The following is a 12,450-nucleotide window of genomic DNA, read 5'->3' as shown; positions in this document are numbered from 1 at the left end:
CCCCAGAGCATCCAAGCCAGTCTCCTTTGCTGCTGCGGCTCGCCCACCACAGGAGTATCCGCCCTACCAGCGCTAACTGCTGAGGACAATGCACACACCCGCCGTTCCGCGAGGCGGCTCCATAGGGTGAATCTGGGGTTCTAATGTTTACGCTATCCCGGCGCATGCTAATCGGGACTGCTTCGGCAGCCTGCCTCCGCTTGCCCGGTCCGGGCTCTCCTGCTGCTGCCTGGGCCGGCGACACCGCGCATGCTGCGCTTCCATCGCATAGAGACGAAACGGCACTCCTGCCGCCTGCTGCAGCCGCCGCACGACGAATCCTGCCCCGCCACAGTGACCAGGTCGCCTTCACCCGTCTCAGTGGTCCGGACAGGTTTGAGGTTGACGGCACCACCGGGCGGATCCGAGTGGCGGCGACCACGCCTGCTACCGCCCTCACCGGGCTTCACTGGTACCTGAAGTACACCTGCAATGCCCACCTGACCTGGGCAGCCGACCGCAATGAATTGCCCGCGCTCCTTCCCGCCCCGGCACGCCCCCTGCACCGCCGAGCAACGCTGCCGCACCGCTTTCTCCTCAACGACACTCACGATGGCTACACCGCCCCTTACGCCGATTGGCAAGACTGGGAACGTCTGATTGACATTGCGGCACTGCACGGATTCAACGAACTGTTGATTACGCCCGGTCATGAAGAGGTCTATACACGGCTGCTGCTCGACCTCGGCTACTCAGAGCAAGAAGCCAGAGCATGGATCCCGGCTCCCTCTCACCAGCCGTGGTGGCTACTGCAGAACATGAGTGCCTTTGGTGAGCCCATGACAACGGAGCACGTTGCACGTCGAGCCGAGCTCGGTCGGCGCATCTGCGACCGGCTGCGGGAACTTGAAATGCAACCCGTGCTTCCAGGATGGTTCGGAACTGTCCCCAGCGGGTTCGTTGCCCGCAACCCGGCGGCCCGGACGATCCCCCAAGGCACCTGGAACGGACTGCGCCGACCAGACTGGCTCGACCCCCGCTGTGAAACATTCGCCGCTGCCTGTGCGTCCTTCTACCAGCATCAGCAGGACGTGCTGGGTGGCGCGCAGATGTTCAAAATGGACCTTCTCCACGAGGGGGGCCGCCCCGGAGACGTCCCTGTGGCCGAGGCGGCACGAGCTGTGGAAACGGCGCTGCAGATCGCTCACCCCGGGGCAACTTGGGTCCTCCTCGGCTGGCGAGACAACCCACGAAAAGAAGTCCTGGCAGCCATCGACACCAGTCGTGTCCTGATTGTCGACGGATGTTCAGACACCGCCGAGGTGACCGACCGCGAAAAAGACTGGAATCACACACCCTACGCATTCGGCAGCATCCCCAACTTCGGTGGACGCACCACCTTGGGAGCTGCCACACACCACTGGACCGAGCGCTTCGCCGCCTGGCGGGACAAATCCGGGACTGCGCTCGCGGGCACCGCTTACATGCCTGAATCCACCAACCGCGACCCAGCCGCATTTGAGCTTTTCAGCGAACTGCCCTGGACGGAAGACACCATCGACCGCCATCAATGGTTCCGTTCCTACGCAGACCTCCGCTACGGCGGCGCTGACACCGAGGCTAGGGCTGCCTTCCGCACCCTGGCCGACACCTCATACGCATTGACCACTGCGGATGCCAGACCCGTGCCTACCCTCCTTACCCAACCCCCCTCCCTGGTCATGACGCCCGGCCTGGTCACACCGCCCGGCTACTCCTACGACCAGTCGGCGTTCGATGCCGCACTGGATTCACTCCTGCGCGCCGCGCCCGTCCATCGCAATAGCGACGCCTACCGCCATGACCTCGTCGACATCGCCCGCCAGACTCTCGCCAACCGGGCCCCAGCCCTGCTCCGTCAACTCCGCGACGCCCAAGCCGCCCCGGATCTTCCTCGCCTGCGCAGCACATCGGCGGCCTGGCTCAAGCTGATCCGGCTCACCGACGACATCGCCGGCTGCCACCGAGCGTTCATGGTCGGACCCTGGTTGCGGAAGGCCCGCGGCGCAGCGACAGGCCAAGACGAAGCCGACTACCTGGAGAGCACAGCCCGGGCCCTGATTACCACCTGGGCGGGCAGCACATCAGCTGCCCACCTTCATGGCTACGCCGCTAGGGAATGGAACGGGCTCCTACGCGATCTCCATCTTCCCCTCTGGCAGGCCTACCTCGATGAGCTGGCCAACGCGATGGCAGAAGGGCGCGATCCAGAGATCATTGACTGGTATGCGAAGGCGTTCACGTGGATCAGCCGTCATGATGCCTACCCCACCCAGGCAACTGGCGACGCCCACACCACTGCCGCCGCAGTCCGCACCTACCTCACCGATGCGCCCTACCAGGCAATCCTCACCATTGCCCCTGACCCCCTGCAGGTCGGAGACTCCGAGAGCATCCCGGTCACCGCAGAGTTTCGAAATCTGAACGGATTCGCCGCAACTGGAGAAGTAACTCTCACCCTCCACGGCCACCTCACTACGGACGGCCTCGGCGCAGCGAAAACCATCGCCTCCGTTCCCGCCGGCGGACGGGCCACAGCCGCGTGGCAGCTTGCCCCTGGTCCAGCACCCGGCGCCCCACTTGACAGCTCGCCGCTGACTATTCGAGCCCGCTACACCACCCGCGTCGGCGCCCAGCCGGTGGAAATCGGACTGACCACCACGCTGTACCGGTGCGGTCGGCTGGCCCCCTCCTGGCACACCCACACCACCAATGCCGCAGTTTTCGGCCAGCGCGGTGATCGGCTGGCGATTAACGGCAGCGGCCGTGACCTCTGGCAGAACGTCGCCGAATTCGGCGCCCTCTACCGTCCACAGAGCCTCAACGATGGCGACCAGATCACCGTGCGGGTGGACGCACAAACAAATACCGGACCATGGTCCCGCGCGGGAATTATCGTGCGCGACGGCATCGCCCCCGCTGCCGGCGCCTTCCTCAACTTCGCCACAACCCCCGGCAAGGGCGTCGTACTGTCCTGCGACACCGATGGAGACGGCCGCATTGACACTTACTGGCGTACGGCGGCGGGCAGCACGGCACCCGTGTGGCTCAGAGTGAACCGGCGCGGCCGAACCTATGCGTGCCAGTACTCCGATGACGGACAGACCTGGCGCGATGCGACCACAGTGACCCTGCCGACCGCAGCAGTCAGCCAGGACGCTGGAATCTTCATGACTGCAGCTACACCCGACACCGCAGTCCGCGGCAGCGCCGCGTTCAGTGAATTCACCATCGGCCCCCGGCATCGGACCACCAGCTAGAGCTATCAACTCTCTTCCGGCGGCCACCCTGGACATCATCATGGCCCGGCGAGTATCCACAATGCCGACCGCGAGGTGCAGTTCTTTCAGAATCCCAAGCGGAATGTCCGTCTACGGGATACCGTGCCGGCTGCCGTCGTGAGTAGAAGTACGGTCAGAGCCACTCCGCTCAGGGCAAGGCCTGAGGCCAGACCCGGTGTGTGATAGGCGCAAGTGATGCGGGAACTGGTTGGGTCGAGGCTGACGGCGATCAGTCCACCGAGTGTGCCAGGCGCTGTCGGTGTCCGGCTTCCGGATGAGCACCGCCAGCCGTGAACAGCCGGGATTGCGAGGACTGCTGTGCCAGTGGTTCCTGAGGCGAAGACGGCATTGATCGAATGGCCGCCTGCAGTGATTTTGGCTGGGCCGGTGGCGGTCAGCCGGGCCACGGTCTCGTCGAACACGCGGTGGTCGAGGCAGCCGAGGGGATAGCGCGGGATGGACTGTGTGGTGGCAGCGGTGAACGTCAGGGTGAAGTCGGCGCTGGAGGTGACGCGGCCCAGAGGCAGTATCGCGGAGCTGCTCATGGGGCGTCGGGCCCGCAGGGTCGTCGTCGTGCCGAACGCCTGCACGGTGCCCGCGTACCAAGGGGCGTAAAGATAGATAGTGGTGCCAGCGGTGCACCGGGCCGTGAGAGTGGTGGGTGTGCCGGCGTGAAGCTGCCGTCGGCCGCCGGAATCCGGCGCGGGAATGAGCTCCGGGACGTTGTAGACGGCTGTTCCCAGGACCCGATTGCGGCGGTCGAAAACAGAGGCGTCGTCGGGAACAGCACCGTCCAGGGCAGCGTCGACTGGCCTGAGGGTCACGACGGGCGGCGATTGCTGCGAACGCCGGGCGAAGCCGTTGGGTGCGCCGGTATCGGGCTCGAGGTAACTGGAGATGCCCATGATGGCCCGCCCCACGGGGTCCTCGAAGCTGAGGAGGTGACGGCCGCCAATCGCCAAGCCGGCCCCGAGTCCCTGCAGGGTCCGGGCGGTCTGGGCGGGCACATAGCTGCTGTAGTACGACCCACCTTCACCTCCAAGCAGCATTGGGTCGTTGGCAGCGAATTCGTGCGGGCCGGGGTCGCTACGCCTGACCGGCCAGGTGTCGTGGGTCCGGACCTGACCGTAGGCAGCGAACGAGTCTGCGTCCAGGGTGCGTTTGGGCTTCCACCACTCTTCCTGGTCACGGATGGCGGTGACAGATGAGGTGGCCCCCGCAGCTCCGAGGAAGACCGAGACGGTGAGCGCGCAGACCACGGTGCGGCGAGCTGGGCCTTCGACGGGATGGCGCCACAACAGGCACAGAAGTACTGCGGAGACGATGCCGCCTGCCACGGTGAGGATCCAAGTGCCAGGCGAGACATACGGGCTACCGCTGACTGTAACGAGGAGCACTGCCAGCAGAGAGCCACCGCACCAGATCTCACGCGGCCCTGGGCGATAGGACAACGCCAGCCAGGCGGTCGCCACGAGCATTGCAGTAAGTGCGATGGCCGCCCGATACGGGCTGCCATTGGGCAACGCCCCCCCGTGCCACAGCAAAATGGCTGGTTCCCACACATAGGACAACGCAACCAGGACGAGCATCACGCACCAGGCGGCCCGTTCCGGGCGTGGGATACGGCGCATGAACGGAAAAGTAAAAACGAGTAGCAGCGCGAGGATACCGACCGCGATCCGGGGGGTGGTGACGTGATAGCCACCAGGCAGCAAGTGGGCAAGGTAGTCACGCACATCAGGTGGGCCGTTATACCGGTTGCCGGGAGCTGGCTGGGCCGTCTTACTGGCCTGGTACGAGACAGTCACTACGGGCGCGGCCAACAGCACGCCGACAACCGTCATCGACAGTGCGCGCAGCAGTACGCGGCCCCGTTCACGTGCCGGGCGGACGTCCAGCAGCAGTCGCACCCCGAAGACCAGGCCCATGCCGAGCGTGGCCATCGCCGCGGTGTAAAAGTTCCCGGCCCAGCAGAGCGTAACCACCAATGCCCCGGGCACCCAACGGCATCGTCGCAGACACCAGTCGCCGGCGATCCCCAGCAGTGGGAAAGACACAAGGCCCCACATCCACATGGGGTCGGCCCAGCCATCGGATGTGGTCCAGCTACTGACGCCGTAACCCACAGCGAGTAGCGCGCGCAACCACGGCGGGCCAGCACTCAAACAGCCAAGAAACATAGCCATTAGTCCAGTACCTAGCCCGATACTCAAAATCGTGACAAGAGCAATCGGTAACTCCACCATGTCACGCGGCACCAATCCCACAAGCCATGAAAATGGATTCATCAGATAGGTGAAAAAATCGGCCAGAAATGGCACGCCGAACCCGCTGCCCCAATTGAAGAACAGATCTCCACTGGTGTTGCCGTGCATCAGGTCCCATAGATGGGCATGGAACGGCACAAACTGGTTTCCGAGATCGTTCACCGCTCGTGAGCGCGCACCGAACGGATATACCCCTTGAATCAGCATTGCCAGACAGTATGACCCCATGGCGGCCGCTGCGCTTCCCAGCGGAGCCAGCCATAGGCTAAATCTGCCCCAATTAGCGCCTACTTCGTTTTCCGGGCGCGTATCTTCGGTCGCTGTCGATACCGTGTCATTGCTCACAACCGCGAACACGCCTCCCTTGTAAAACACAGAGCCCAATGCTCTATTCATTAAAGTGGCATCTGGTGGCACCTGGTGCCCCGCTTTGTGTGCGGCGGTGCATCTGGAGTCGATTTGAGCCCTTATGTTGCTAGCATATGTCTCGAGGGGTGCGACATGCGTCACCGACAAGACATGGATTGTGTCAGGACTGAAGGTATTATATGGATACAGTAGCTCTCGTTGTTTCGGTCGGGGCTCTGGCCGTGCTGGTTATTGCATTCATTTGCGATCGTCTGATCGAATGGGTCCGTAAGAAGTGAACTGGCCTCGATCCGTCAGCGGGGTTCGGCCGTTGATTGGTTCGGCGGTTCGCCCGGAATGTCCCCGTGTCGTTCGGGGTGGGCCGTCGCGTGACGCCGCGGCTGCGCCGGGTTCCACGTGCCCGGGTTGTGCTGGTCCTCTCTTTCTGGTTCTCGTCGTCGGGGTGATTCGCGGTCGTCAGGGGAGGGCCGTCGATCCGCAGCCAGCGGCGGCGGGCGTGTCGCGAGAGGCGGGCGGGCAGGTGGTGGAGCCGGAACCGTATGGTGTCGGGCTCCGCGTCGGCGAGGTCGTCAACGTCGTGCAGGGCCAGCAACTTCACCCAAACGTCGAGGTCGTGGGCGAGGTTTGCGGCGAGCATCCAGCCGCGGTTGACCTCCCACGACTGTGAGGGCAGGTTGTTCAGACCCATTGCCTTGTCGCAGCGCACCCGGTCCTCGACCACGGCGTGTGCGCGGTGCGCGGCGTCCAGCCACTGGGGCTGGTGGGAACCGCGGATGCGGGTCATCTTGCGGATGTTGGTGGCGATGATGGAGTAGCGCCAGCCGGTCTTGATCTCGAACGGGTTGAGCTTCTTGAGCTGCCGGCCCGAGGGCCTGACCCGGCGCACGAGCAGCCGCACGCCATGCGGCCAGCCGGTCCGGGTGTTCGGACAGCTCGGCGACGAAGTAGCCGCTCTGGAGGGTCCAGGTGTGCTCGGGCAGGCGTCGACCCGGACGAGTATCTTCGCCGTCGAGGCGCCAGGTGTCTGCGCGAGGGCCTCGGTGAGCACCGTGGGGTGGTCGGCCGCCGTGTTGCTGCCGGCGTTGCCGGGCCGCAGCAGCATGGCCAGGGACTCTTGGGTGTTCGCGCACCAGGCAGCCAGTGGATGGAAACCGAACGTCTTCTTGAACGTGCCGCTGCCCCACTCTTCTTGGAGGCGCTGGTGATGACCGTGACATCGATGTCGATGACGCTCCAGCCGTGCAGGCGCTTACCGGCGATGGCGAGCCAGGGGAAGCCGCCTGGCCGCAGGTGCAGCAGTGACCACACATGGCGGCGCACTCCTGCCCGCGCGCGCCCGAGGGCGGCCAGGGTGTGGTCATCCAGTGCGGCCAGCGTGCGACGCGTAGTGGAGTCAGAGGGCGCGGCGCCGAATACAGGGGCCTGGTGGTGCTGCAGTTGCTCGGCCTCGGACAAATTCTTCGCGCCGAGAACGATCGCCGCGGCCAGACTGATCAGCACCTCGGCCCGCTCCCAGCCGGCGCCACCGCCTTGAGGTAACTCCCGCCCCAGCGTGGCCGTCAGCCCCGTACGGTCCGCACACCGGCGCAACACACCGCCCCCGCGTGCCCGATCAGCCACTTGCCGTCGGCGGCTGGATACGGTCTCGACAATCACATCCTTGCGGGTCAGGGCATCTTTCGTTGCTCAAAGATCAGACCGGACCCAATTCCATTGAATGGCCAGGGTCAGCGAACGACTGCCGAGGCGGGTGAGTCATCAGGGCGGTCGTCGGGCCGACCGAGGGCGTCGTGGAGCGTATCGATGGCTTGGCGTTGGAGGCGGAGCCGAACATGGGCGTAGACGTCCGGCGGTGACTCCGATGTGGGTGTGGCGGAGGAGTTCTTTGATGACGGCGAGGTCTACGCCTTGCTCCAGGAGCAGGGTCGCCGTCGACTGCCGCAGATCGTGGAAACGGATGCGGCGCAACCCTGCGCGGTGGAGGAGACCACGGAAGCGGCGGGTGAGGTTGGCAGGGTCGAGGGGGCCACCGGCTGGGGTGGTGAAGATGAGACCGTCTTCCTTCCAGCCCGTTCCGGAGACCGTGCGTTCTCTCTCCCGCGCTCCCGATGGCTCTTCAATGACTGGACGCACCCAGTGGGCATGGGATGCGGCATTCGGAGGCTCGGGTCTTGGTGGCAGGGCGGTCAGGCCGCCGGTTCGAGTGCGCTGGAGGGAGCGGCGGATGCTGGCGGTGCCTGCGTCGAGGTACTCCATGCCCTTCCTGCGCCGAGCTCTATCGCCAGGACACCTAACAACTCATCGCCGCCGGGCTCCGCGGCGGCAAGAACAGCCCCGAGCAGGTCTCCTCCCACTACCTGGCCCACAAGTTGGCGACCGGGCCCGCGTGGTCGGCGCGCGGTGGGAGTTCGAGGCTGGGCTGGATGCCGCGGTGGGCGGGGGAGCCGCATGGGGCGGGTGGCGATTGGGGATCGCGGGCCCTGGCCAGGTGATTTCGGTCCAGGGCCCGTGAGCCGTCACATGTCAGGTTATTCCGCTTCGCCCTCCAGGTTGCCCTCCGTGTCGAGGTACACCTGGCGCAGGGATTCGAGGATCTGCGGGTCCGGCTTCTCCCACATGCCGCGCGACTCGGCCTCCAGGAGGCGCTCCGCGATGCCGTGCAGGGCCCAGGGGTTGGCCTCCTCCAGGAAGGCGCGGTTCTCCGGGTCCAGGACGTACGTCTCCGTCAGCTTGTCGTACATCCAGTCCGCGATCACGCCCGTCGTGGCGTCGTAGCCGAAGAGGTAGTCGACCGTCGCCGCCAGCTCGAAGGCGCCCTTGTAGCCGTGGCGGCGCATCGCCTCGATCCACTTGGGGTTCACGACGCGGGCGCGGAAGACGCGGCTGGTCTCTTCCACCAGGGTGCGGGTCTTGACCGTTTCCGGGCGGGTGGAGTCGCCGATGTACGCCTCCGGGGCCGTGCCGCGCAGGGCGCGGACCGTGGCCACCATGCCGCCGTGGTACTGGAAGTAGTCGTCCGAGTCCGCGATGTCGTGCTCGCGGGTGTCCGTGTTCTTGGCGGCGACCGTGATCCGCTTGTAGGCCGTCTCCATTTCGGTGCGGGCCGGACGGCCTTCGAGGCCGCGGCCGTACGCGTACCCGCCCCACACCGTGTAGACCTCCGCGAGGTCGGCGTCCGTACGCCAGTCGCGGGAGTCGATCAGCTGGAGGATGCCGGCTCCGTACGTGCCCGGGCGCGAGCCGAAGATGCGGGTCGTCGCGCGCCGCTCGTCACCGTGCTCGGCCAGGTCCGCCTGGGCGTGGGCCCGGATGTAGTTGTCGGCGGCCGGTTCGTCCAGGGAGGCCGCCAGGCGGACCGCGTCGTCCAGCAGGCCGATGACGTGCGGGAACGCGTCGCGGAAGAAGCCGGAGATGCGCAGGGTCACGTCGATGCGGGGGCGGCCCAGCTCGGCGAGGGGGATGGGCTCGATGCCCGTCACGCGGCGCGAGGCCTCGTCCCAGACCGGGCGGATGCCGAGGAGGGCGAGGGCTTCCGCGACGTCGTCGCCCGAGGTGCGCATCGCGCTCGTGCCCCACAGGGACAGGCCGACGGACGCGGGCCACTCGCCGTTGTCCGTGCGGTAGCGGGTGAGGAGGGAGTCCGCGAGTGCCTGGCCGGTTTCCCACGCGAGGCGGGAGGGCACGGCCTTGGGGTCCACCGAGTAGAAGTTGCGGCCCGTCGGCAGGACGTTGACCAGGCCTCGCAGGGGTGAGCCCGAGGGGCCGGCCGGGACGAACGAGCCGTCCAGGGCGCTGACCACGTGGGTGATCTCGTCGGTCGTACCGGCCAGCCGGGGGACCACCTCGCGCGCCGCGAAGGAGAGGACCGCCGCGACGTCCGCCGAGTGGGCGGAGGCAACCGAAGTGACCGCCGCAGGGTCCCAGTTCGCGTCCTCCATCGCCTGGACCAGCGCGCGGGCCGTCTCCTCGACGGCGTCCGCCGAGGTGCGGGTGGGCGCGGACTCGTCCAGGCCCAGGGCCTCGCGCAGGCCGGGCAGGGCCGTCGTACCGCCCCAGATCTGGCGGGCGCGCAGGATGGCGAGGACCAGGTTGACGCGGGCCGCACCCGTCGGGGCGCCGCCGAGGACGTGCAGGCCGTCGCGGATCTGGGCGTCCTTGACCTCGCACAGCCAGCCGTCGACGTGGAGGAGGAAGTCGTCGAAACCGTCGTCGTCCGGGCGCTCGTCCAGACCCAGGTCGTGGTCGAGCTTCGCGGCCTGGATCAGGGTCCAGATCTGGGCGCGGATGGCGGGGAGTTTCGCCGGGTCCATGGCACTGATCTGGGCGTACTCGTCCAGGTGTTGTTCGAGGCGTGCAATGTCACCGTATGACTCAGCACGTGCCATGGGGGGTACGAGGTGGTCGACCAGCGTCGCGTGCACACGGCGCTTGGCCTGCGTGCCCTCACCCGGGTCGTTGACCAGGAACGGGTAGATCAGGGGCAGGTCACCGAGGGCCGCGTCCGGGGCGCAGGACGCGGACAGGCCGGCGTTCTTGCCGGGCAGCCACTCCAGGTTGCCGTGCTTGCCCAGGTGGATCATGGCGTCCGCGCCGAAACCGCCGTCCTCCGCACGCGCCTGGATCCAGCGGTACGCGGCCAGGTAGTGGTGCGAGGGCGGCAGGTCCGGGTCGTGGTAGATCGCGATCGGGTTCTCGCCGAAGCCGCGCGGCGGCTGGATGAGGATGAGGAGGTTCCCGCGGCGCAGGGCGGCCAGGACGATGTCACCCTCGGGATTGCGGGAGCGGTCCAGGAACATCTCGCCCGGGGCCGGGCCCCAGTGCTCCTCGACCTGCTCGCGCAGGGAAGCGGGGAGCTGCGCGTACCAGCGCCTGTAGTCGGCGGCCGGGATGCGGACCGGGTTGCGGGCCAGCTGCTCCTCGGTGAGCCAGTCCTGGTCGTGGCCGCCGGCCTCGATCAGCGCGCGGATCAGCTCGTCGCCGTCCCCGGAGACCAGTCCCGGGATCTGCTCGACCGGGCCGAAGTCGTAGCCGCCCGCGATCAGGGTGCGCAGCAGCTCGACCGCGCTGGCCGGAGTGTCGAGACCGACCGCGTTGCCGATGCGCGAGTGCTTGGTGGGGTACGCGGACAGGACCAGCGCGATCCGCTTGTCCCGGCGGTCGATGTGCCGCAGGCGGGCGTGGCGTACGGCGATCCCCGCGACGCGCGAGGCCCGCTCGGGGTCGGCCACGTAGGCGGGCAGGCCGTCCTCGTCGATCTCCTTGAAGGAGAACGGCACGGTGATCAGGCGCCCGTCGAACTCCGGGACGGCGACCTGCGTCGCGGCGTCGAGGGGGGAGAGGCCCTCGTCGCTCTCCTCCCAGTTGGCGCGCGAGCCCGTCAGGCACAGCGCCTGAAGGATCGGTACGCCGAGCGCGGCCAGCGCGCCCGCGTCCCAGGACTCGTCGTCACCGCCCGCCGAGGCGGTGGCGGGGCGGGTGCCGCCGGCCGCGAGGACGGTGGTGACGATGGCGTCGACGTCGGCCAGGGCGGTCAGCAGCTCCGGCTCGGGGGTGCGCAGTGAGGAGACGTAGAGCGGAACCGGCCGGGCGTCGTGGGCCTCGATCGCCTCGCACAGGGCGTGCACGAAGGCCGTGTTGCCGCTCATCTGGTGGGCGCGGTAGTAGAGCACCGCGACCCGGGGACCGGCGGTGGTCCGCCCGGTGCGCTCCAGGGGGCCCCAGGTGGGGGAGGCGGCCGGGGGCTCGAAGCCGTGGCCGGTCAGCAGGACGGTGTCGGAGAGGAAGCGGGCCAGCTGCTCGAGGTTGGCCGGGCCGCCGTGCGCGAGGTAGCCGTGCGCCTCGGCGGCGATGCCGATCGGGACGGTGGAGGCCTCCATCAGCTGGGCGTCCGGGGCCTGTTCGCCGGTGAGGACCACCACCGGGCGGGTCTGCTCGGGGGCCAGGAGGAGGTCGAGGCCGTCCTGCCAGGCGCGCAGGCCGCCAAGGAGGCGTACGACGACCAGGTCGACGCCGACGAGGAGGCCGGGGAGGTCGTCGAGGGGAAGGCGGGAGGGGTTCGCGAACCGGTACGGCACGGGGCCGTCCGCGGCGGCGCGGGCGCTGAGCAGATCGGTGTCGGACGTCGACAGCAGCAGGATCATGCGGCGGCAGGCCTTCCTCGGGGTTTCCGCGCCCCGGGCAGTGAGGACAGCGGGAGTTCCTGACTCACCCCGCCGATCGCTCCGCGGGGTTCACAGTGGCGGGACCGCGCCGGAATCGCACCGGGCTTCCTCCCATGTCGCCGTCCTCGGCGACGACGGGCCGAGTGGCCTGTCGGTGGCCATCCTAGGCCCTTTCCCTGGCCGGGAGTGGGGGTGGGGCGGGCCGTGCGCGGTGACGCTGCGCCAGGTGGGCGGGTGCGGCGCCGTTGCCGGGGCGCTGCCCCGGACCCCGCGCCTCAAACGCCGGCGGGGCTGGTTTTTGGCAGGCGTCGCCCGGGTCGGCGGTGGGGCTGGGTTTGGCCGGCGGGGCTGAAG

At 67.6% G+C, this 12,450-nt stretch carries 4 protein-coding genes, 1 pseudogene and 1 riboswitch; of the genes and pseudogenes, 1 reads left to right on the top strand and 4 read right to left on the bottom strand.

The window, feature by feature from the left end:
* The first annotated feature begins 143 nt into the window (after positions 1–143).
* Entirely contained in the window at positions 144–3,278 is a 3,135-nt protein-coding gene (locus tag ACWDYJ_RS11185; RefSeq protein ID WP_451565237.1) for an alpha-N-acetylglucosaminidase, read from the top strand.
* Positions 3,279–3,364: 86 nt separating this feature from the next.
* Here ACWDYJ_RS11185 and ACWDYJ_RS11180 read toward each other — a convergent pair whose 3' ends face one another.
* The 4 genes and pseudogenes from ACWDYJ_RS11180 to cobN all read right to left on the bottom strand — a co-directional run bounded on the left by ACWDYJ_RS11180 (position 3,365) and on the right by cobN (position 12,075).
* A complete protein-coding gene (locus tag ACWDYJ_RS11180; protein ID WP_451565236.1) occupies positions 3,365–5,773 on the bottom strand; it encodes a YfhO family protein in 2,409 nt (802 codons plus the stop codon).
* 337 nt (positions 5,774–6,110) lie between these two features.
* Positions 6,111–7,037 carry a transposase gene (locus ACWDYJ_RS11175; protein WP_451565235.1) on the bottom strand — a complete coding sequence of 309 codons (927 nt, stop codon included), beginning with the start codon at positions 7,035–7,037 and terminating at the stop codon, positions 6,111–6,113.
* A gap of 625 nt (positions 7,038–7,662) precedes the next feature.
* A pseudogene (locus ACWDYJ_RS11170) lies at positions 7,663–8,182 on the bottom strand (tyrosine-type recombinase/integrase); the annotation flags it as partial.
* Positions 8,183–8,463: 281 nt separating this feature from the next.
* Positions 8,464–12,075: a cobaltochelatase subunit CobN gene (gene cobN, locus ACWDYJ_RS11165; RefSeq protein WP_451565234.1), complete on the bottom strand. Its 3,612-nt coding sequence runs from the start codon at positions 12,073–12,075 to the stop codon at positions 8,464–8,466.
* 40 nt (positions 12,076–12,115) lie between these two features.
* Positions 12,116–12,242: riboswitch (cobalamin riboswitch) on the bottom strand.
* Positions 12,243–12,450 lie beyond the last annotated feature (208 nt).

It is taken from the genome of Streptomyces sp. NPDC003042, assembly GCF_053591315.1.
The sequence above is the reverse complement of the archived record's forward strand: the minus strand, read 5'-3'. Positions and strand labels throughout refer to the sequence as shown.

Bases quoted from the DNA above. Each gene is read 5' to 3' on its own strand.
- ACWDYJ_RS11185 (WP_451565237.1), top strand. From the start codon at position 144: ATGTTTACGCTATCCCGGCGCATGCTAATCGGGACTGCTTCGGCAGCC.
- ACWDYJ_RS11180 (WP_451565236.1), bottom strand. From the start codon at position 5,773: ATGCTGATTCAAGGGGTATATCCGTTCGGTGCGCGCTCACGAGCGGTG.
- ACWDYJ_RS11175 (WP_451565235.1), bottom strand. From the start codon at position 7,037: ATGCTGCTGCGGCCCGGCAACGCCGGCAGCAACACGGCGGCCGACCAC.
- cobN (WP_451565234.1), bottom strand. From the start codon at position 12,075: ATGATCCTGCTGCTGTCGACGTCCGACACCGATCTGCTCAGCGCCCGC.